The organism is Paenibacillus sp. FSL A5-0031, assembly GCF_001956295.1.
Taxonomy (GTDB): Bacteria; Bacillota; Bacilli; order Paenibacillales; family Paenibacillaceae; genus Pristimantibacillus.
The window spans coordinates 156,731-178,491 of record NZ_MRTD01000015.1; the positions used below are offsets into that span (position 1 = coordinate 156,731).

At 41.4% G+C, this 21,761-nt stretch carries 25 protein-coding genes and 1 pseudogene; 7 read left to right on the forward strand and 19 right to left on the reverse strand.

Features of this window, described 5'->3' with window-relative positions; translation table 11 throughout:
* Positions 1–14 precede the first annotated feature (14 nt).
* The gene (locus BK120_RS24425) at positions 15–917 is read right to left on the reverse strand and encodes an ArsR/SmtB family transcription factor (protein WP_076270112.1); all 903 of its coding nucleotides are present in this window, start codon (positions 915–917) and stop codon (positions 15–17) included.
* Positions 918–1,076: 159 nt separating this feature from the next.
* Here BK120_RS24425 and arfA point away from each other — a divergent pair, with 159 nt between their 5' ends.
* Complete coding sequence (gene arfA / locus BK120_RS24430; RefSeq protein ID WP_076270113.1) at positions 1,077–2,588, forward strand: arabinosylfuranosidase ArfA; 1,512 nt, start codon at positions 1,077–1,079, stop codon at positions 2,586–2,588.
* 74 nt (positions 2,589–2,662) lie between these two features.
* On the opposite strand, the gene BK120_RS24435 is transcribed toward arfA, so the two are convergent.
* The 12 genes and pseudogenes from BK120_RS24435 to BK120_RS24495 all read right to left on the reverse strand — a co-directional run bounded on the left by BK120_RS24435 (position 2,663) and on the right by BK120_RS24495 (position 10,483).
* Positions 2,663–3,082 (reverse strand): GreA/GreB family elongation factor, encoded by a 420-nt coding sequence (locus BK120_RS24435; protein WP_076270114.1) that lies wholly within the window; start codon positions 3,080–3,082, stop codon positions 2,663–2,665.
* A 690-nt stretch (positions 3,083–3,772) separates the two neighbouring features.
* Positions 3,773–3,945 (reverse strand): annotated as a pseudogene (locus BK120_RS36525) (transposase); the annotation flags it as partial.
* 210 nt (positions 3,946–4,155) lie between these two features.
* A complete protein-coding gene (locus BK120_RS24450; RefSeq protein ID WP_076270116.1) occupies positions 4,156–4,356 on the reverse strand; it encodes a hypothetical protein in 201 nt (66 codons plus the stop codon).
* Between the two features lie 134 nt (positions 4,357–4,490).
* Positions 4,491–4,751, reverse strand: coding sequence for a hypothetical protein (locus BK120_RS24455; protein WP_076270117.1), 261 nt, complete (start codon positions 4,749–4,751; stop codon positions 4,491–4,493).
* A gap of 173 nt (positions 4,752–4,924) precedes the next feature.
* The gene (locus BK120_RS24460; protein WP_076270118.1) at positions 4,925–5,677 is read right to left on the reverse strand and encodes an SDR family NAD(P)-dependent oxidoreductase; all 753 of its coding nucleotides are present in this window, start codon (positions 5,675–5,677) and stop codon (positions 4,925–4,927) included.
* A 27-nt stretch (positions 5,678–5,704) separates the two neighbouring features.
* Positions 5,705–6,583 carry a TolB family protein gene (locus tag BK120_RS24465; protein WP_076270119.1) on the reverse strand — a complete coding sequence of 293 codons (879 nt, stop codon included), beginning with the start codon at positions 6,581–6,583 and terminating at the stop codon, positions 5,705–5,707.
* A gap of 221 nt (positions 6,584–6,804) precedes the next feature.
* Positions 6,805–7,059, reverse strand: a complete 255-nt coding sequence (locus BK120_RS24470; protein WP_076270120.1) for a hypothetical protein — start codon at positions 7,057–7,059, stop codon at positions 6,805–6,807.
* Entirely contained in the window at positions 7,056–7,745 is a 690-nt protein-coding gene (locus tag BK120_RS24475) for a metal-dependent hydrolase (RefSeq protein ID WP_076270121.1), read from the reverse strand. Before BK120_RS24475 ends, BK120_RS24470 begins: the two co-directional genes overlap by 4 nt.
* Positions 7,746–7,808: 63 nt before the next feature.
* Positions 7,809–8,426, reverse strand: coding sequence for a cyclase family protein (locus BK120_RS24480; RefSeq protein ID WP_076270122.1), 618 nt, complete (start codon positions 8,424–8,426; stop codon positions 7,809–7,811).
* A gap of 185 nt (positions 8,427–8,611) precedes the next feature.
* Positions 8,612–8,878, reverse strand: coding sequence for a hypothetical protein (locus tag BK120_RS24485; RefSeq protein ID WP_083682392.1), 267 nt, complete (start codon positions 8,876–8,878; stop codon positions 8,612–8,614).
* 180 nt (positions 8,879–9,058) lie between these two features.
* On the reverse strand, positions 9,059–9,778 hold the full coding sequence (locus BK120_RS24490; protein WP_076270123.1) for an MORN repeat-containing protein: 720 nt from the start codon (positions 9,776–9,778) through the stop codon (positions 9,059–9,061).
* A gap of 156 nt (positions 9,779–9,934) precedes the next feature.
* Positions 9,935–10,483, reverse strand: a complete 549-nt coding sequence (locus BK120_RS24495; RefSeq protein ID WP_076270124.1) for a GNAT family N-acetyltransferase — start codon at positions 10,481–10,483, stop codon at positions 9,935–9,937.
* A gap of 181 nt (positions 10,484–10,664) precedes the next feature.
* Here BK120_RS24495 and BK120_RS24500 point away from each other — a divergent pair, with 181 nt between their 5' ends.
* The 4 genes from BK120_RS24500 to BK120_RS24515 are packed head-to-tail and all read left to right on the forward strand — an operon-like array spanning position 10,665 to position 14,395.
* Complete coding sequence (locus BK120_RS24500) at positions 10,665–10,880, forward strand: alpha/beta-type small acid-soluble spore protein (protein WP_076270125.1); 216 nt, start codon at positions 10,665–10,667, stop codon at positions 10,878–10,880.
* Positions 10,881–10,936: 56 nt separating this feature from the next.
* The gene (locus BK120_RS24505; RefSeq protein WP_083682394.1) at positions 10,937–12,283 is read left to right on the forward strand and encodes a spore germination protein; all 1,347 of its coding nucleotides are present in this window, start codon (positions 10,937–10,939) and stop codon (positions 12,281–12,283) included.
* Positions 12,276–13,346: a GerAB/ArcD/ProY family transporter gene (locus BK120_RS24510; protein ID WP_076270126.1), complete on the forward strand. Its 1,071-nt coding sequence runs from the start codon at positions 12,276–12,278 to the stop codon at positions 13,344–13,346. The genes BK120_RS24505 and BK120_RS24510 overlap by 8 nt, the downstream gene beginning before the upstream one ends.
* Positions 13,343–14,395 (forward strand): Ger(x)C family spore germination protein, encoded by a 1,053-nt coding sequence (locus tag BK120_RS24515; RefSeq protein WP_076270127.1) that lies wholly within the window; start codon positions 13,343–13,345, stop codon positions 14,393–14,395. The genes BK120_RS24510 and BK120_RS24515 overlap by 4 nt, the downstream gene beginning before the upstream one ends.
* Positions 14,396–14,406: 11 nt before the next feature.
* Here BK120_RS24515 and BK120_RS24520 read toward each other — a convergent pair whose 3' ends face one another.
* Both BK120_RS24520 and BK120_RS24525 read right to left on the reverse strand, forming a co-directional pair.
* On the reverse strand, positions 14,407–14,925 hold the full coding sequence (locus tag BK120_RS24520; protein WP_076270128.1) for a GyrI-like domain-containing protein: 519 nt from the start codon (positions 14,923–14,925) through the stop codon (positions 14,407–14,409).
* An 81-nt stretch (positions 14,926–15,006) separates the two neighbouring features.
* Entirely contained in the window at positions 15,007–15,876 is an 870-nt protein-coding gene (locus BK120_RS24525; RefSeq protein ID WP_076270129.1) for a LysR substrate-binding domain-containing protein, read from the reverse strand.
* Between the two features lie 118 nt (positions 15,877–15,994).
* Here BK120_RS24525 and BK120_RS24530 point away from each other — a divergent pair, with 118 nt between their 5' ends.
* Positions 15,995–17,140, forward strand: a complete 1,146-nt coding sequence (locus BK120_RS24530) for an MFS transporter (protein WP_076270130.1) — start codon at positions 15,995–15,997, stop codon at positions 17,138–17,140.
* Between the two features lie 104 nt (positions 17,141–17,244).
* Positions 17,245–17,433: a hypothetical protein gene (locus BK120_RS24535; RefSeq protein WP_076270131.1), complete on the forward strand. Its 189-nt coding sequence runs from the start codon at positions 17,245–17,247 to the stop codon at positions 17,431–17,433.
* Between the two features lie 68 nt (positions 17,434–17,501).
* On the opposite strand, the gene BK120_RS24540 is transcribed toward BK120_RS24535, so the two are convergent.
* Genes BK120_RS24540 through BK120_RS24555 form a run of 4 tightly spaced genes read right to left on the reverse strand, consistent with a single transcriptional unit; the run spans position 17,502 to position 21,734 of the window.
* On the reverse strand, positions 17,502–17,687 hold the full coding sequence (locus BK120_RS24540) for a hypothetical protein (protein ID WP_076270132.1): 186 nt from the start codon (positions 17,685–17,687) through the stop codon (positions 17,502–17,504).
* Positions 17,684–18,976, reverse strand: a complete 1,293-nt coding sequence (locus BK120_RS24545; RefSeq protein WP_076270133.1) for a Ger(x)C family spore germination protein — start codon at positions 18,974–18,976, stop codon at positions 17,684–17,686. The genes BK120_RS24540 and BK120_RS24545 overlap by 4 nt, the downstream gene beginning before the upstream one ends.
* Positions 18,973–20,061, reverse strand: coding sequence for a GerAB/ArcD/ProY family transporter (locus BK120_RS24550; protein WP_256711013.1), 1,089 nt, complete (start codon positions 20,059–20,061; stop codon positions 18,973–18,975). The genes BK120_RS24545 and BK120_RS24550 overlap by 4 nt, the downstream gene beginning before the upstream one ends.
* Positions 20,062–20,063: 2 nt before the next feature.
* Positions 20,064–21,734 carry a spore germination protein gene (locus tag BK120_RS24555; protein WP_076270135.1) on the reverse strand — a complete coding sequence of 557 codons (1,671 nt, stop codon included), beginning with the start codon at positions 21,732–21,734 and terminating at the stop codon, positions 20,064–20,066.
* Positions 21,735–21,761: the final 27 nt, after the last annotated feature.

The window sequence follows — 21,761 nt, forward strand, 5'->3', positions numbered from 1 at the left end:
AAATAAGAAGGCAATCATTCATAATAGCTGCGAATAACAATATCTTGGTCATAATTCCCGAATCCTTTTCCATAAAGGGTGAGACCGCCGCGGCCCTGCGATGTATCATCCGCACTTATGCGGAATGTCCACTGCGAACGATTCCATGATACATCATCAATTGTCATATCAGAAATTTGCTGACCATCGATAAAGGAACCTTTTTTATTTATTCGAAGCACCTTTAATAGGCCATACTGATTAACGTCAGAATGCCACCAATCTGGTGAATAACGGCCTCTCATCCGGCCGAAGTCGCCAGGACTCGTCCACATGCCAAGCTTTTGCTCATTCAGAGCAAATTGAATATCTGACGGCCAATTCTCATTGACATAGGGTGCCTCTGATCCAATTTCAAATGATATTTCAATTTCCTGTACGACCTGATCCTTAAATAAATAATTAGGAATTTTGTATTCAACAAAACCTCTAGTGAACCATAAAATCCCTGCTTGAACACGCTCAGGATCCATAAAATAAGTGGGCATGTCATAATGCCCAATCATCTTCTCCTTGGATGCTATGCCGCAGGTCGGAGCAGCTTCAATATCTGTATAATGTCCAACCGGCATGGACACTTCCTTATATTTTCTAGAACTCTCTGCATATTTAGACAGTTTAACTTGGAGATACTCCGTCGACAAGGAGCAATATTTATAAGTGCCTCCATTTATTCTGCGCATTCTATAACTAACGAGGCCGGCATTTTGCAGCTTGTTGACATGGGTGCTTACAATTGCGCTGCTCAAATACAGCTCTGCAGCAAGCTCCTTTATATGCATCTCTTTGTTGTTCAGCAAATCAATAATTTGCAAGCGCACTTCGCTCGCAAGCGCTTCGTATACTCGCAGCGACGCTGCATCGGTTGATAAATACATCTGAAACTCACCCGCTTTTACAATTAGTAATTTAGTTAATCCTAAAGCAATTCGCAACAATAGTATTGAATGTATTTATTTATTATGATAAATATTAAATATTAAATCAACAAATATGAATTAGTTAATATATTAATTCAATTAGGAGGAATATAATTCATGTCTATGAAATCCACCATGCATATTGATAAAAACTTCACACTTTCCGCAGTCGACCCACGGCTCTATGGATCATTCATTGAGCACTTAGGCAGAGCGGTATATGGCGGAATTTACGAGCCCGGCCATCCTACCGCAGATGAAAATGGCTTCCGCAGCGATGCGTTGGAGGCCATTCGCTCTTTGAATGTGCCAATTATACGTTATCCAGGAGGAAATTTTGTATCCGGCTATAATTGGGAGGATGGTGTCGGGCCTAAATCCGAGCGCAAACGTCTTCTTGATCTTGCATGGTGGACAACAGAAACGAATGAAGTAGGAACAAACGAATTTGCAGATTGGGCGAAGCTTGTCGGCTCAGAAGTGATGATGGCTGTAAATCTTGGAACACGCGGCATTGATGCGGCTAGAAACCTTGTTGAATATTGTAACCATCCATCAGGGTCTTACTACAGCGATCTTCGCATTTCGCATGGCTATAAAGAGCCTCATAAATTTAAAACATGGTGCTTAGGGAATGAGATGGACGGACCTTGGCAAATCGGAGCAAAAACTGCTGTGGAATATGGAAGACTTGCGAATGAAACGGCCAAAGCAATGCGCTGGGTCGATCCATCTATCGAGCTTGTTGCTTGTGGCAGCTCTTCCAGCGGCATGAGCACTTTCGCGGAGTGGGAAGCAACCGTGCTTGACCTTACCTATGATCAAGTAGACTTCCTATCGCTTCATACGTATTACAACAATAACGAAAACGATTCCTCCAACTTCTTGGCAAAATCGCTTGATATGGATCAGTTCATTTACAGCGTAACAGCCATTTGCGACTATATGAAGGCAAAGAAACGGAGCAAGAAAAAGCTGATGCTCTCGCTTGATGAGTGGAATGTATGGAACTCGATCGGCTCAAGCCGAGCAGAAGAGCTTTGGCAAGTTGCTCCACCTGAATTCGAGGATGTGTATACACTAGAGGATGCACTGGCTGTAGGCTGCTTCCTAATTACACTGCTCAAACATGCGGACCGCGTAAAAATGGCATGTATCGCTCAACTGATTAATGTCATCGCCCCAATTATGACAGAGACCGGCGGGCCATTATGGCTGCAAACGACCTATTATCCTTATCTTCACGCTTCCGTTTATGGAAGAGGAACCGTGCTTCATCCGATTATTTCATCACCGAAATACGATTCCAAGGATTTCACTGACGTTCCTTATTTAGAAGCAATCAGCGTTTTTAATGAGGAGCTAGGCGAAATTACTATTTTCGCCGTCAATCGTCATTTGTCTGAAGGGCTTGAGCTTGATGTAGATGTGCGCAGCTTCGGCGATGTGAGCATTATCGAGCATATTGTTTTGGAGCATGATGATTTGAAAGCCAATAATACGAAAACGAACCCAAGCAACGTCGTACCTCATAACCGCGGCACTGCCAGAGCTGATAATGGAAACGTTAAAGCGATGCTCGGCAAAGCATCTTGGAACGTGATCAGACTTCAAACTAACAGAGGTTAATTCTGCCTCTCAGAATGATAGAAAACATACTAAAAAACCGCCGAAGCTATAGCTTCAGCGGTTTTTTTCTGGTTCTATTGAATATGAAGCATTCGCATTCGCATAGCTCCAGCTGGCGTCTCAACCGATATAATATCTTCTATGCGGCTCATCAGCAGCTGTCTTCCGACAGGAGATAGGAACGAAATGTTGTTCTGCTCCGGATCTGCATCATGCGGATAAACAATTTTGAACGTATCTGAGGTAGCGTCATCCAAATAAGAAATGGTAACCTCGCAGCCTATAAATACGGTTGATGGCAAACGCTCATCCGATGATTTCAGCTCTTTCTCAACAAACTGTACATATTCGGTAATAAATTGATAGATTTGCTTTCGCTCTGACTCCTGTTTAGGCGCGTGTGCATCAAGAAAAGCTTGCTTCTCTTCACCCAAAACTACGAGCTGAAGCCTTAGCTGATCTCTAAGGGTATCTAAGGGAAGACTATGGTTCATAGTATACTTCACCCCCTAAAGACGTATTGCGCAGCGGCAAGGTTTCGACGATGATTCGCATCATTTGCTGCTTCCTCCTTATAAAAATATAGGCCTCTAAGAGTAGAGGCCTTGCTCCCATATTATCAGACTTCAATCAGAAGTCCAATCTCTAGTTATAATTGATTGAACCATTGCATTAACCTAGCGCTTCTCAATCCTCATTTGTCTCGCAAGGCAGCTGCACAAGCATTGTATAAGGGAGTTTCATATTGTATAGAAGACTACTAGGAAAGGAGCTGACAATATTGTCTTGCAGACCATTTTGTCCGACAGTCCGGGTATATGATCCTCCAGTAACGGTTACCAGAGATGTTTTCCATCCACAAATCGTAGAGGTAGTTCATCAAGTAAACGTTGTTACACGTCATCACTGTGTTCCTTGTGAAAAACACCTTTATCAATACTGCTATGTTGATGAAAATCAAGTATGTGGCGAACAAGAAAACAGATCAAACCGTTCGCATAAACGCAATAAAAGCGAGAGATCCTATATTTCGAGAGCAAAAAAGAAAAATTCAAAAAAATAGTTGAAAAGCAAAGGGGCTGTCCCATAAGCATCAAGCTCGCTGAGGAATAGCTCGCTTTGAACGGGGGTATTGGTAGCAGTACAGGAGAGCTATTCCTGTACTGCTATTTTTCTATTCTGGTCTATGCTTGCTTCATAGGATTATGGGCAAGCGAAAGCCACCCGACCTCCAGACTTACCTTAGGTAAGCTGCGAAGCAGAAACGCCGGAATCCTTGGTTATTCTTTATCTGCCCTAAAATACTTTCGGGTTCAATCATTCGTCTTACCGACAGCGAATATCCTTCCTCGCTATTTCCCTTGCTTGCTGCTTGTAGCGCATAATAACTCAGACTGACCATATCCAGCATCAGCGATGATCGTCGTATGATTGTAATGTGCGCGAACCGATAGTGGAGCTTGAGGTCCTTTTTCTCGATGAAAGTAAGTTCTAAGTAGTGCTCAAAAAATCGCAAAATGACTTTTGAGACAGCCCCTTTGTTCATTTTTACATAGAAATGGCGCATTTAAGGTGTTGTAACATCATCGTTTGTTATGGCATCATCCGTCGAATCAGGGGTGTTATTGGCGTCGTCTTCAATCACGTTGCTGTTGCCATTGTTATTAACATCCTTATCATTATTGCAAGCGGAAGCGGTGAAAACAACAACGATACTCATCATCGTTATCAAAAGCAATTTATTAAGCTTTTTTGTAGGTTTATTCATGCTTAGTGCTCCCTTCATCTTCGTTGTATGATTATTCTTAAACAATACTTACCCCGCAGGAAATATTTGAATCAACAAAAAAAGACCGAAATCGGTCTCTTTTCTTTGAAATCGCCTATGAAAACGATATAGAGTCAATAAAAAGATCCTTTGCGCATCTCAGTAAAATGAAATAATCCAGATCGATGATTCGATTCTCTTACCTTGTCGATCATTTCGCACAAGCTTACCATCGTATCCGTATCTCTTGTTGATGAAGCGATCTGATACAGCGTGTTAAAGCTTCCTAAAGCATTCTCTTTATTAACTGCCCCGCTCTTCAAATTACTTAACACTCGTTCGCTCTCACTGTTAATGAACCAAACTATCCGCTTTCTGAAATTCGAATTAGTCATGAGCAACCCTCCGCTGTCAATAAAATAGCACCTGTTTAGTATAGCTTCATGCATAATAAAACGTTGTCGAAGTAAGAAGTCGAAAAAAAATATTTCACAACAAAAATCCCGCTCCTTCACGGTTAGTGAGAAGAGCAGGAATATTGTCATGCTACTATTAGCATATATTCGTTCTAAATGATGTATGGATTCGCTGCCATTTGTTCAGCTTTTGCAACTGCATCTTCTAATGTCATTCCTACAAAATTTTGCGCATGAAAGAATCTACCACTTTTCTTATCATCTACAAAGGCACCAACTGCAATACCAGGAATAACAGTGTCTACTGAACTAGGTGCATGAGGGCCTCCCAGGTCCGTTCTGCACCAGCCTGGATCTGTTATATTAATCATGACGTTGGTTCCTTCCAGTCTGGAAGCCAAATCCTTCGTAAATTTATCAAGAGCGGCTTTACTTGCAGCATATCCTGCCTGCTCCGGCTCATTTTTAATACCGCTTGTCGTATTAATGACACGTCCGAATCCACGTTCAATCATCTTGGGAATTAAGCGGTGACAGATCGTTGCTATTGAAATGAAGTTAATACGGAAGCTCATCTCAAAATCTTTAATGGGTGTTTCCCAGTAATTGGTACGGTAGGCGATTTGAACTGCAGCATTGTTAAAAACGATATCTACAGGAGTATCCTTAGCTTCGATTTCATTAAGCATAGCAACTACTTCTTCATGATTAGCCAGCTCCGCTTGGACGCAATACGCTTCTACACCAAGTGCCTTTACCTCTTGTTCCACCACTTTTGTATGTTCAATATTTCGACTATGCAAAATCAAATTACAGCCTTGTTTGGCCATAAAAATTGCCGTCTGATAACCTACACCTCTGCTCGCGCCAGTAATTAGCGCCCATTTCCCATTTACGTTAACCATGAATAACTCTCCTTCAAACAAAAATAATTATATAAATTTATAGCTAACAAAAGCGAGCTCGCTGCTATCCGGAGACCAAGAGTTCACATTGATTGTGCCCTGACCGCCAAATAATTCAGCAATGACAGCATGTGGTCCGCCTTTGCTTGGCATTAGACGAATTTCAACATCTTTATTGGCAGGATGATCGTTCGGCTCAACATCACCCTTGCGGTAAGTAATATAAGCAACAGATTCTCCATCTGGAGAAACATGTGGAAACCAATTATTGCTCTCATCAAATGTCATTTGAGTCTGCTCGCTTCCATCAACGTTCATGCGCCATACTTGCATCAAGCCAGTTCTAGTCGAATTGAACCAAATATGTAGGCCGTCCGGCGAAAATTCCGGTCCATCATCCAGACCTGGCGTATCGGTCAGCTGTGCTTCAATCCCGCCGTAAGCCGGTATCGTATAAATGTTGTACTGACCATTCCTTTCTGCACAGTAAGCGAGCGAGGCGCCGTCAGGAGACCAGCCGTGCAAATAGCTTGGTGCTAACGGTGTAATTAGGGCAGGCAAACCTTCAGATAATGAAAATATATAAATTCGTGATTTTCCATCCTCCTGCGTGTGATGGCTTACCGCTAACTGTGTATTGTCAGGTGACAAAACATGATCATTGTTGCAATGATTGGCATACCCCGACTCGATCAGCTTGCTTTCCCCAGTTGCTAGCTCAAAGGTGTAGAGCAGACCACCGCTGTTATAAATAAGATGGTTGCCATCTTTGGTCCAATTTGGCGCTTCAATTAAATGATTAAATTCAGCCAAAACCTTGCGTTCGCCAGTTTTCACATCGATCTTTTCAAGCATGCTGACTAATGTGCGCTTTTCATTATTTTTGGATTCTTGTGCAGCTTCCATCTCATATCTACCGCCTTATATAAGTATAAATTCAAAAATCTGCATTCACATGTATCACGGCACCTCTTTTGTGAACGCGTGTTTATGTATGCTAAAAAATAAATCCTATTTCTTAAATAGGACTTATTTCTATGTTGTTTTGATCATTATGAACACGCGTTAACAGGTACATCATACACAAAACGTGAAATCGCTGTCAATCCTTTTTACTCTCAAACGCCTTATTTCATTACATCATCTTTTACTTGTGTCTTCTTATATTCCAAATAACTCATAATGGCCACAGGCAAATTCAAAACACCCATTGCCATCATACTGTATATCGGCCATAAGTCTCGGAAAGTAGGCATATGAACGCCGTTGCCAACAGGTCCAGTTTTGGGCTGACTCGCATCCCATAGCGCGTACCAAAGTAAACAGACTGACATTACGATTATAAAAACACATGTGACAATGTAAATTACATGCCTAGTCATACCGTTATTTTTTCGCCTGGTTTCAGAACTTTTCCGTTAATCCCTCTTTCTTGCAGCTGCTGCACGAAGCTTTCAGCCTCTTGGCGAATGGCAGGAAAAGTATTGTAATGAACAGGCACAACCAGCTTCGCGTTATACCATATTGCCGCTTGCAGCGCATCATCTATCCCCATCGTATAATGATCGCCAATCGGAATAAAAGCGATATCGATCGGATGACGGTCACCAATCATTTTCATATCGCCAAATAATGCGGTATCCCCTGCATGAAGAACATTTAGTTGTTCCATATTTACAATGTAACCGGCAGGCATGCCGCCGTACAAAATGGTTTTATCCTCTTCGACAACGATCCCTGAAGAATGGAACGCTTGTACCATTTTAGCTTTGGCAAATCCCAAATCTAACGTTCCGCCAATGTTCATGCCGATCGTTTTTACACCTTTCCATGACATATAAGCCGCGAGCTCCGGGTTCGCCACAACAGGAGCATCATTGCTTAATGCAATCTGATCCGCATCTAAAATATGGTCCATATGAGCATGAGTGAGGAGTACGGCATCCGTCTTTATCTCCTCCGCTTTCGTAGTGGCAAGCGGATTGCCTCTCAGAAAGGGATCGATAATAAGCGATTTATCCCCCGCGATCAATTGAATACAAGAGTGTCCATGATAAATAATATCCATAAAAACATCATCCTCCTTCGTTTTAGTTGAAAGCTTGGGCTTGCTGTATGTCTCATTATATCGTTATTCTTTTACGCGTGCGATCACTCGTGCTATAGATGAGTCCGCTTGAATAAGGAGCGGCAGCGCTATAATTTCAAAGGCTTGAATGCCAATCAGCCGCTTCACATTCGCTAAATTTTCTATAATAAAAATATTGCTGCCAAACAAGCTTTTATGAATGGAAAACGGATAGCGATCAGGCGAAGGCGTATCTAAACCGATCATTTTCACCTTTTTTCGAATAAGCAAATCAACAAAATCGGCGGTCAACACCGGATAATCGCTGAAATAATAAGGTTTCCCATAAAAATCGCCGTGCCCAGTATGTAAAATAACGATCTGTCCCTCATGAATACGTGTTTCGTACTCTTCTTTGTAATCAACTACTGCAGCCCCAGTTACATCCAGCAGTACGCCATCTCCAACAAATTGCTCAACTGAGGTTTCTGTCATATATTTCTGAATGTCCAATAAGTGCATCGGGCCGTCGATATGAGTACCTGCATGCATATTAATCGATAATTGGTGGTTATTGTACCCATCACTTTGAAAATGACTGCTTTGCACCAGAGTCGTCTCTGTGTGCCCCGGAAATACCGGCATCCCTTCATGAATCATATGCGTCAAGTCTATGATCATACTGCCACATCCTCCTGCATGAATTGTCTTTATCTTACATAAAAAACTATATCATATCAGTGTTGTTTACGAAAATGGGCTTTGCGGCAGGATGAGAAAAAATCCAAATTGGACTAGGAGTAAAATTGATTTAGGACAAGCAACGAGGAGAGTGAAGCATAAGTTTGAGGTTTATTGTTATTTTGTTAAATTGAAGTTTGCATCTGTGAAGCTTTAATGCCCAGCGATATTTTCATAACCAATTGTTTCAATTGCTTCTGCTGGAGCACGGCTTCCTTAACAAAAAAAGCTTCATCACGAATCAATGCTGCAAGTGTATCCATCGCTGCTTTGGCTGCAAGGAACTCATCTTCAAGCAAATAATAAGCCGCTTGATAGGCATATGTTTCATGCTGCTTCAGGATGGATGCTTTCCACTGCAGCTCACCATTTCTTATTAATGTTGTATTCACAGCAACTATTCACCCTCCTGAAGTACCTATTCCACGCGTTGTATGGATAAATTAACTATACACAACACCTCACCATCCACCTAGTACCATGTTTCTGTAGTACTTGACAAACGTGAAGGAAGATTAAAAAAAGGATGGCCCCTTCACATAAGGAGCCATCCGCTTAAAATCTATTATGCATTAAGCCAAAGGCACCCGCTTAGCTAAGCTTTCAAACTTAATCAAATGCGTGTTTACTTGCGATTGAATGCCTTGTAAATATTTAAGTGTCGCTTTGTTCTGTTTTACCAAAGAAGGGTTTTCGTTAAATGCGACAGCATAATGCTTCATCACTTTACCCTTCATAAACTGAATGGTTGAGAAAGTACCATTTTTCCATGCTTCCTTCATCTTCACATTCGTACCGATCACTTGAAGATTCATCGTTGCATCTTTGTAGTTAAAGCTATATGCTGGCTCATCTTTCACATGCAATACGGAATATCCTGCTGTGAATTTGTCATTCGTAAACTGACCGAATTGAATCTTATGAGATTGTACACTGCCATCCGAGCGGATAGTCTTCGTATTCAATGAACCATTGCCTGATTTAATATCGTTTTTCCAAGCGCCATCGTATGTAATTTCTGTGCCTTCGCTTGTAGATCTGCTCACAAATTTACCAAGCCCGCTTCGTTTGCCGTCCACCCAATCACCTGAATACGTTTTTGTTTGGTACCAGGACATTGTTCCCTTTCCATGCGGTTTGCCGTTTTTCAATTGTCCGTAATAGACGACGTTTTTTGAAATTTCAAGATACTCTTTTTTGACTGCGGCTTCTGCGGTGGTTCCTCCACTTGTTCCTGCAAAAACAACGACTACCAGAAACAAACTTAGCATAAGTGAACACATTTTTTTCATTGAACATCACTACCCCATTCTTTGTTTGTTTAAATTCATTCTATTAGGCTAATACACACCCTATGCGAATTTGAAACATTTCCCAAAAATGAGGTTCAGCTAAGCGGATCATTTTATCTTTATATTCTGGAATTAATTGAATTTCTGCATCAATTTCTACTGAGCAGCTTCCCTATCCTCAGTAATAATCGCATAGATCGCATGGTCTTCCCAAACGCCATTAATTTTCAAATATTTGGTGGAAAGTCCTTCGTATCTAAAGCCAGCTTTCGTAAGCACTCGGACCGATGGCAAGTTTCTTGGCATCACTCCTGCTTGAATACGATGCAAGCCGATCTGATCAAACGCAAATTTGACACATAATGATACGGCTTCAGTCGCATAACCTTTGCCGTTATGCTCTTGATCAAGGAAGTAACCCAGATACGCATTTTGAAAAGGGCCTCGCGCTATGCCTGATAATTCGATTCTCCCTACAAGCCTATTCGACTCGTTAAGAAACACGCCAAACACAAAACCTTGATCATTAGCCGCAGCTTGCAGGCTTGATTCAATCATTTTTTTCTGTTCTTCGATCGTAAAATAATGCTCTGGCCTTATAGGCTCAAATGGCTGAAAAAAATGAAAATTCCTTCGTCTAATTGCAAGCAGCTCTTCGGTATCCTTTATTTCTAATGGAGACAGATATATTTTCTCACCTTTCACAAACCATCACTCCTAAGCTTTTTATTTGCGTATGAAATGCCATTTTCCGCATCAATGCAATACTCATTATACTCATCTTTGTGAGCATTGTAATTTTTTCGAAAAATCTGTTTTTAAACTTGCATACATTTACAATTTACAAACCATAATAACCTTACATCCCATGAAGGAGTGATAAAACATGAGCAGAAGAAGTTCGAATACTTTAGTCGTACCGCAAGCAAGACAAGCCATTTCACAATTGAAAACAGAGGCAGCACAGCAATTAGGTGTACAATTCTCGCAAGATGGTTATAACGGTAACTTATCGACTCGTGATGCAGGCTCAATCGGTGGATATATTACGAAGAAGCTCGTCCAAATTGCTGAACAACAATTAGGTCAACGCAACTTCTAAACAACAGCCAAAGGCCCTCCGCTTTGTGGAGGGCCTTAACTACGGGGTGGTAAACCATGAATCAACCATTATCCATGAACTTATATGATCAAGTAAACCAATATTTCGAAGAGAGCTCAGACTTCGTCAAAGAGGAATTTCTCATTCATAACAAAAAAATTCAACTTTGCTATTTTGAATCTCTAGTAAACATTAATGAGTCTAGAAATTCTTTACTTCTGCTCGAGCCCTATTCCAATGAATCGATCGATGTTTTCGATCAGATTTTTTCTACTTTTGGAGGGGCTTATGTGAAATCTCTAGATGAGATCGCACAATCATTATTACGAGGGAGAATTGGCCTCTTTTCTGAAGACGGTTCCACCATTTTAATGCTTAATTTATTACATCCGCAAATCTCCCGAGCGATCAGCCCCCCCCAAACTGAAAGTGTACTATTATCATCATTCGATGCGTTTACGGAAGATATCAATACGAATATCGGGATGCTGCGATCCAAGATAACAGCTAATCATTTAATTGTCAGTTCTTATTCAGTAGGCTCGTTTAATCCTCGCCAAATCAGCATGTTTTACATAAAAAGCAGGTCTCAAAAAAAATTTGTAAACCATATCAACTCTCTTTTGGAGAAACATAAAGACACTGAAATTGAAAGCATTCAAGATTTATCAAAAATACTAGGACTGCCAAAGTACAGCCTTGTCCCTCCATTCCTTTCAACTGAGCTTCCTTCAGAGTCCGTTCGGCATTTAATGGAAGGCCGCATCATCATTTTTTTGGATCATCACCCCTTTGCAATGGCTATGCCTGGTTTTGTGACCGATCTTTGGAGTATGCAAGGGGATCGCAACTATCCATTCGTTTATATGATTACCATACGCATGGTACGGATTCTCGGATTGTTCGTAAGCCTACTAGCACCAGGTCTTTATGTTGCCTTGGTCGCGGTCAATCCAGAGGTTCTTCGTATTCAGCTGGCTTTATCTGTGGCACTAAGCAGAGAAGGTGTACCTTATCCCGCACTCATCGAAGCTTTGTTCATGCTTGGTATTTTGGAGATGGTTATCGAAGCGAGCATAAGGCTTCCAAAGAGTATAGGACCCACCACTACGATGGTAGGGGGAATTATACTTGGCCAAGCCGTTGTTCAGGCAAAATTGGTCAGTAACTTGTTAATCATTATTTTAGCTGCGACAACAATAGCCAATTTCACGTTAGTCAGCTACCAAAATGCGTATATGATTCGAATCCTAAAATACGTTATTTTGTTAATCAGCGCGGTTTATGGCCTGCTAGGCACGCTCGTCGGGGTCGTCTGGATATGTTTTTACTTATCAAGTATGACTACTTTCCACTACCCGTATGTGAACTCGAGTATAAAATCTGGAGGTTCTAATGAGTAAATTCGCACCATTAACTACATTTTTTTTAGTTCATCTTGCTACCATTCTTTTAATTTTTCCTGAAAAAACGATCGCGTCTACAAAAAGCGGTCATTGGGAGCCTATTTTAATCGGATATATGTTGGAATGGATCTTAATGTGGCTGTATCTAAAAGGTCTTGCTGGTTTTCCAAAAATGGATCTTGCCGATATTTTTAATGAAATAACAGGAAAATGGGCTGCACGCATCATTCTTGCCCCGTTGCTCCTGTTCTTCTTTATCGATGTTTGTGTCATTCTCCGGGTTCACTCCGAAATGCTGACCGTGACCTTCCTTCCAGAATACCCGCTATGGTCACTTGCATTATTGGTACTCGTGCCTCTATATGCGGCTTGGAAAGGAATTCAGACTATTATAAGAGCAACTCTCATTCTTTTTATTATTTGTATGCCTGTGACACTTTTTTCGTTTTTCACTTCGTTTGGCAATTTTGATTTAAAGAATGGTTATCCACTGTTAGATAAAACCTTCTCATTCATGGCCAGCGCTGATTTCTACTCGAGTTTTATTGCACATTCTGGTTTTTTGTTCTTAGGTTTTATCCCTCTCTATAAATATCCAATATTAAAAAAAAGCAAATCCATTTTTTTAACTTATGTGAGTTTGCTATTTTTTTATATTGCTCTCGTTTATATTCCGCTTTTTATATTCGGCCGCGAAACCTCGTCTCGCTTTCAATTCCCAACCATCATATCCATGGATTCCATTGATATCAGTTGGATTATGTTTGATAGACTGACTTTATTTTTTATTACCTGTACGCTCATTTCAGTTTTTGTTTATGCTGCTCTTTTACTTTGGATGATGATCCAACTAATTCAAAAGCTTTATTTAATTTCCTCTCTACCCGTCATCGTGATCATTCTTGCTATTTCAGTCGTTGCCCTTGCAGGGTTTCTTCCCACTTGGAATGCTGTTCAAGTTCTCATCAATATAGATACATGGTTCCGCTTTTACTGTATTTTCGCGCTACCTTTAGCTATTTTCATTATGGGTATGGTAAAAAGGAGGAAGCTGGCATGAAATATAAACCTCTTATTGCGTTCATATTGCTATGCTGCAGCTTCGCCGTATTAGGAGGCTGCTGGAATAATAAAGACATTAATAAACGTATGCTTCCTGTCATTATGGGAATAACGGAAGGCAAAGAAGGCAATGTTCAAGTTTTTTTACGTATTCCAAACCAACAAAACAACTCAACAAGAACGCTGCAAGCAGAAGCCAAATCGATCGACAAGGCTGTTGACATGCTCCGAACCCATGCAGAGGAAAGTGTTGATTTATTACACTTAAAGCTGCTGCTTATTAGCGAAAACACGGCGAGAAAAAGCATTAAAGACGCCATCGAATTTGTTATCCGTTCAAGAGAAATTTCACCGAAAGCATTAGTCGCTATTGTATCTGGAGATTTCTCACAGCTAATGCACGATAAGAAAAAGGTGAATATCGGTTTATCCGCTTATGATTTTTTTGGCAAGGAGTCAGGTTGGACACCGAATATTTCCATTATTCACATTTGGGAAGCCTACCGCGGAATGTATGTACAAACAGAGGATACTGCAATCCCTCTTATTGCGAAAGGGGCTACAACGCCCTTTATGTCCCTCGGTTCGGCCATAATGAACCGGGATCGTATGGTCGGGAAAATGTCAATTGAAGAGACTCTAATTTACAACCTTTACCAAGGTCAATATTCAGGAGGAACGGTTGAACTCATGAATAATGCAACCGTTATGATCGATAGCGCTCGTGTTCACAATGAAGCGAGTTGGTCTGGTTCCATCCCAAACATCAAGAGCCATATGAAACTAATAGGCGTTATTGAAGAAGAGGAGGGAAACCCTACGAATGCAGAGGTTGAAAAAGAGCTGGAAGCTTTAATGCTTAAGAGATACTCTAATCTACTCAGCAGACTTCAAGCTCATAAATCAGATATTTTGGGGCTGGGACAATATTACCGAAATCAGATGACTGAGAATCAAAGCGAAAATTGGAAAACAGTATGGTTTCCGAAGTTAAAACAAGAGTTTACCGTTAATGTAATTATTAGAGACAGCGGTGATATCAAATAAAGCAATAGCTGTTACTTGATCAGCTTCTTCCGAACCGGATAGAGCATCGTGAAATCGAAGGTCTTGATGTCTGAATAAGGAATAGTCAAAGCATTGATTGGCTTGAGCGGAACCGTCTCCATTCCGAGCACACCATCACGTTTATCAAGCTCGTAGTCCGGTGACTGCTCCAGCCAGGAGAACATCTTCTCATAAACACCCCACATACTCGTCTCATCGCCATACACGCGAGCGCTAGCACACAGTCCGCCGCTAACTTCAAGCGTTTCAACGCCTTCGGGCACGATGCCAAACTCTTTAACCTTAAGACCGACCCAAAGTGTATCCACTTCCTTGTCCCATTGCTGCTGAGGGATGAATACAAACGCTGATTGTACTGAATTCAGCCGCTCATCGTCCAGTGGCACATGTTCAGTCAGCTTGCTCCAAGCCACCCTTGTACCACTCTTGTCTGGCGTCATTCCTGTCCGCACTGCCAGCGCCTTAAATGGCGCTACTTCGACCAGCCCTATTACAGTTTCCTCTTTCAAATGATCCTCTCCCCTCAGCCTATCAATCAATATTTCTATCTAAATTTTTACATAAAAGTAAACGAAATTGCAACTATATCCTCAAAAAAACAGTTCCAACCGCTTCATAAAAACTTTAGCCGCACGACTCAAATATCGATCATTGCGATAAAAAATTTCCAACTCTCGCGTCGGTGAATGTTTAATCGGAATCGCACAGATATTCATCGAGTTGAAGCTTTCAATCAATTGGCTTGGTTGTATGGTAGCTCCAATTCCTTCTATTACGAGCTGAAACAAAGAAGTAACAGACCCTGTCTCCATAATGGTTCGGATAGATATTTCTTGCTCTTTGCACCATGTGTCAATTAAATCACGTCCATAAAAACCTTTGGGGAACATTACAAAAGGGATCTCTATTAATTGTTCTGGCAAAATAATATCCTGCGCTGCTAAATGATGTTCTTTATTTACGTATAGGCTGTACGATTCGGTATAGAAAGGAATGCGAGTCAACCTTGGATCTGACTGAATCGCTAGACCAACACCAAGATCAACCTCATTGTTCAGCACTTTATTTGAAATATCAATCGATGGTATAACTTGAACTTTTGTATTTGGCAGTTCCCTGTGGAAATCAACGAGCAAGGAAGTTAAACGATAATCGAGATCCGATGGCAGCACGGCTACTCGCAATTGACCAGCATCCAGATTGGTAAGATCGGATACCGCCTTTTTGGCGTTTTCTAATTGTTGAACAATGTTCAAAGCATAGCTTTCAAGAAGCTCTCCCGCCTCGGTTTTAACTGTTTTTTTACCAATCCGATCGAATAAAGGAACGCCTAACTCATCTTCCATCACCCGTATTTGTTGACTTAACGTCGGTTGTGAAATCCTTAATTTGTATGCCGCTTCAGAGAAATGCAATTCATTGCATAACATAAGAAAGTATTGTAATTGTCTAATCTCCATAGTAACAACCCTTCTTTAATGATAGTCAAAAACTATCGTTTCTATTGAATATATAGTATTGAACTATTATAAATACAAAACTATAATGAGTGCAACAACCAAGAAGGGAATGTTTCCTATGCGTTATATGTATCTTATTTTAGTTATATTTCTTGTATCCTTGAATTTAAGACCATCGATTACTTCGGTCGGTCCATTATTTGATATTATTCAATCCAATTTAGGAATGAGCGGGGTCACCGTAAGTCTAATGACGACACTGCCAGTTCTTTGTATGGGGATATTTGCTGTTTTGGCGATAAAGCTGAATTCCCATCTTGGAATTGAGAAGTCATTGCTTGCGGCTATGCTCTTGATCCTGACAGCCACTTCCCTTCGTGTATTCGCAAATGGCAGTCTTTTCTTAATTACTACATCGCTATTCACGGGTATTGGAATTGGAATTGCAGGACCATTAATTTCAGGCTTTATAAAAAAACACTTTCCAAATAAGCCGGGTATAACAGGCGTATATTCTGTAGCTATGGTCATTGGGGCTGCCATTGCATCCAGCTTCTCTGTGCCTTTATTCCATAAATTAAATGAATCGTGGCAGTACTCTTTAGGCTTCTGGGGTATTCTGGCACTGCCCGCTTCTCTATTGCTTCTCCCGCTTTTAAAGAAAAAAGAAACTAATAGAACCGTTATTCCGATCTCATCTTTGTTCGTCAAAAATAAACGTGTACTGTTGTTTACCTTGTTTTTTGGTTGTATGGCCGCTATTTTTTATTCGATAACTGCTTGGCTCGCTCCCATTGCTCAATCGATAGGTTTAAGCTATTCGCAATCCGGTCTTGTCCTTACATTATTTACAGTTATTCAAATTCCTATTAGCTTCTTCATTCCAATGCTTGTAAGTAAAACAGGCCGTAGAAAAACTTGGCTGCTCGTATGCGGTCTTTCGGAACTGATCGGAATTGTTTTTTTGCTTTTGCATTTTTCTCCATGGTTTGCTGCTGTTTTTCTAGGTATTGGTGCTGGCGGTCTGTTTCCACTAGCAATCCTTATTCCGATTCAAGAGGCTAAAAGTGCGGAAGAAGCCACATCATTATCAGCTGTCATGCAATTTGGCGGTTACTTATTAGGATCCATTGGCCCTCTATTTATCGGTTTCACATCCGATCTATTTGATAACTTTGCTCCGGCGCTAGCCATGCTAATGATCATCATCTTCATTTTGCTCGCTGCTAGTTTGAAAATAGGCGACAAAAAAGAAACAGTTTAATTATAGTTATTTATTATCTTTCAAACCGACCTGAAAAGGAATTAAAATACAGTTATTGAAACAAATTGTTTGACAAGTCATTGAACAGAAAGGAGGAATAATCGATGGCAAAATCAAAAAGAGGACGGACGCTTTGGAACCTTCCCTCACGCGGCAGAGGGACCTGCCCTACTTGCAATCGTACTAGAATCAAATTGTTATATCCGCGAGCGACAAAAAACGGCTCCTCGATCACGGTATGCAAACGCTGCATAAATGCTGATCAAGCACGAGTAGATGCTGTAACTGGATAAAGAAACAGCTTACTTATTTGCGGCAACCATATAAATAAGGCCTCTGCCGTTAGCAAAGGCCTTATTTTTTATTCCTCTCCGATTATTCTGACTAAAACAGGAACAACTAACGTGATGCCCGCTAATATACTTACACCAATGGCCCCTCTAAAATTTTTCTGCTTCCAAAGCGAAGGAGCAAGGCTACCCACATATACGCAGCCCCAGATGGAGAATAAACCTAAAATAGTAAACATCACAGCATGCTTGCTCATGAAACCTGATCACCTTCGATCGCTGGACCTACTTGACCACCATATCGCCGCATGACAAATGTAATATTAACTTCATACTTCATTTCCTTCAAATGGCTGCTCCAATTAAAAGCATCCCACTCTTGCACCGATGAAAAAGTGGATACCACTCGATTGTTAATACGATAACAATCGACATTCCAATGATGAATGGTCTTGTTCAACAATTTAAGGGCGTCCTCATGCAATTGCTTTTGAATGGACTTCTCCAGCTTTTCTCGATTATTCGCCTGAATGTAATTCACTTTTGTTTGCACGCTGATCAGTTCTCCTTCCAATTTAACATCGAAAATTGCGGTAACTTGATCACCTTTTCTTTTTATTTTCAGCTTTGCTTGTCTATCAGCATTCATCGTCATGCTTAAATTAAGCTTTTTATCAGAAGGGTCATTGAAATCCCAAACCGTTTCTTCCAATTCCCCTCGAAGCATATTTAGTATTCGTGTCTCTGATCCATTCAGATAACCAACCAAAGAGCTGCTTTTGTATATGGCGCTGCCGAAAAATTCTACAGGGACATCACCTGTACGTTTTATTTTCCCGGCATATTGATCACTCACAATAGGCTGTTTGGCATCTGGATTCAGATCTTTCTCATCAGAAGAAATGTTTGCTTTGCCCTTTTTAACATCAGGCCTAGGTGCTGATAATATAGATATTGCACCTGTGCCTTTGCTTTCAACATCCATAATAAATTCATGAAAACGCGCTTGCTTCGGTATAGTGCCGCCTTGATTTTTGGGATCTAATTCAAGTTCAAACCAGAAGCTTACGTCCTGTTCAGTCGTTGGTTGAACAAATTGCAGGTAGTCCTTTGCTTTTCCTTTTGCTGTAATCATATTAACGGTACGACGAAATTCCCGATTACGTACCGCTTCGCTTAATAGCGGCATGACGCCCTTTCTGGCCAGCCCTTCGCCTATAATGAGCGCTTTAGAGTGAATTAGCGTTAATCTGCGAGCAATAAAGCTTTGGCTAAGAGCGAGTGCAGAAGCCATATTGGAGCCTTCAACGGTATGTACAATGACAACTTTATTTCCCCCTCCTCCTGAGCTTTGACCCATATCACTGAGCTTTGGTACAGCAATAGCAAAACTAAATAAGAAATCATTTTGTGGGCCTTCATCCACACCGATTGCGATGACAAAAGCCATATTTTCCGGGTCCAGCCGATCCCAGCAGCCCGATAAAAAAATCAGGCTCGTTACTGTAATCACAATGGTGTTTACAATCCGAAATGAGCGTCTCACGCTGGTCTCCTCCCTTTACGGATGATGCCTACCAGCCATGTCAGCATAGGCAAACCAATCGAAATTATTGAACCATAGGTTCGAAGAATGTCCCGATCCCAAGCGATGGCCGTCATCTCACTGTCTGGCAGCATCGCAAAGCTGAATATCGTTATCGTCAGTGGAAAAACGAGCGGCCGATGTCTTGGCAAGTGAAAAATTTGAGACAACGCTGAAGCTGTACAATATAAGCCCACCGCTAATTTAACGACTGTGCTAATTAACCAAACAATGAGGAACAAACTTTCTAAGCGCTGCAGCCATCGTCCATATACAATCAGCTTGCTAATTTCCATCAATGGTACGTTAATTCTCGAAGCTGTTGGATAGGGAAAGATAAATAAATAACAGATCGTTGTGCTGAGCAGCAGGACAGACGAAACGATAATACACCACCAAGCCACTTTTCCCCAGTCCTTCTGATGTCGCATTCTTGGCAGAAGAAATCCGAGTACAAGCAGCTCAGAGAATAAAGAGCTTTTAATTACACCCAAAAAAAGGACATGAGAACGACCAGTTCCCCATAAGGGTGATAAAGCTCTGGGCTCCATATGAGTCATTAAACCACCAATTAGCAATAGATAAACGCTTCCTACAATGAGGAATACAGTTATGGAGCTGATTCGGCCAATGGCTTCGATTCCTGTATGTGCGATAAAGGCAATTGGTAATAAAAGCGCAAGTAGAATAGCCATAAGAGGTGTTCTAGGCAAAATTTCAGAGGATATGATTTCTGAAAATTCACGAAGCACGATGAATGTAATCATATAGAAAAAAGTGCAGTACATTAGATTAACTGCACTTCCCAAAATCGGGCCTAATATGTCTTCCGTAGCCGTAATTAATGTACTATTTTCTGGACCGTTGTTTATCACCCCTCTAATCGCCCACCAAGTAAGCGGACAGAACAGCATCGCAATAACAAGAATAATCCAAGCTGCGGTGCCCCCTTCTTCTGCCAAAGACCTTTGGAAAGGCAAAAATATTTTTGTGATGATAAAAATAATGCCGATTGCAGACGCCTCTCGTAAACCAATGTGATGCATTCTCACTTCTGCGCATCCCCTTGTTCGTTCGTCTCATCGCTTTCTACCGCTATACTGCTCGGAATTTTATTCGCATCTTTGGGACGGATCGAAAACGGACGATAAATTTGCTTATCGATTGCTTTTCTCAAAAATGAATCGCTGCTGGGTCTATGAGGAGTCAAAGGAGCGAGTACAGGAACGCCGAACGAATTTTCCGCTGCTCGCGTAGTCCAAAGCAATAATGACAGCAAAACAACACCAACCAAGCCTAGATAAGACGCTGCAAGCAAATAAATGAAACGAAGCATACGTGTGGCGAACTGCATGTTATAGTTCGGAATCGTATAAGAAGCTAGCGCTGTTGTTGCCGTAATAATGACAACGATCGGGCTTACAATATTGGCTTGTACGGCGGCTTGCCCCAATATCAATGCCCCAACGATACCAATCGTCGGACCGATAACGCTCGGTATCCGGACGCCTGCTTCACGAATGATTTCAAACATCAATTCCAGCATAAATATTTCTGCAGCCAGCGGAATCGGCACAACCTCGCGTGAACCGGCAATAGCAAGCATAAGTGTCGTCGGTATCATTTCTTGATGGAAATTAGCGACTGCCACATAGATACTCGGCAAATAGAGTGCAACAAAAAAACCGATTACGCGAATCGTACGGATAAAGCTGCTATAGGGCCAGCGAAGATAAGTATCCTCTACCGTTTGCAGGAAAAGTGGAAAATGAGCTGGGACGATAAGAGAGAATGGTGAATTGTTCACCATAATACTTACATAACCATTGGCTAGATGTGCTGCGGTCCAGTCTGGTCGTTCTGTGCTGAGTATATTGGGGTAAATTGAATTCGAATGCTCCTCAATTAATTGTTCAATCGTGCCGCTATCCCCGATGTAATCATATCGAATACTTGCGATACGTTTTCTAACCTCGGCTACAAGCTCTTCGTTTGCAATCGTTTTAATATACACAATGGCTATTTCTGTCCGCGAGAGCGTGCCTACAAAACCAGTCTCCACGATTAGGTCTGGCGTACGAAGTCTTCGTCTAATCATCGATAAATTTGTTTCTAGCTCCTCCGTAAACCCTTCATTTGCACCGCGCACGACAACCTCTGTTCTAGGGGTATCGATGGCTCTCTTTTCCCACCCTTTTACCACAACGAGTATCGCTTCAGCTACGTCATCAAATAAAATGGCAGCGGAGCCTGCCAATATACTATCTGTAATTCTTCCTAGCTCCACCTTTGAGGTGACTTTTCCATCTTTGAACGTATCCGCCATCAACAAATCGATATCCGGCTCTTCAACATGCTTCATCTCTATATTCATTAAAGGCACCATGACACAGCGGTCCAGATGCTTCCAGTCCACTTGTCCATCCATGAATAGGACTGCACCCTTTCGCCCATGCTGTCCTACTGTTACTTCACGAACAATTAGACCTCGATTGCGGGGATATGTGAAATGAGTCTTAAACCATTCTAAATTTTCAGCGAGACTTCGGGATAGACGTCCATACTCTTGAGTATAATCACTTATCTGAGGCATTGTGGCGCCTTCCGTGGTCTCAGGGTTTTGATCCGCTTTCCCACCCCAGTTTCCCAGTGAAAAATCATTTTGGACAGAAGACAAATCAGCCATAATAAATTTCCCTAGTTTCCCTTTGGCTTTCATTTCATTCCACTCCCTTACGGAAGACTT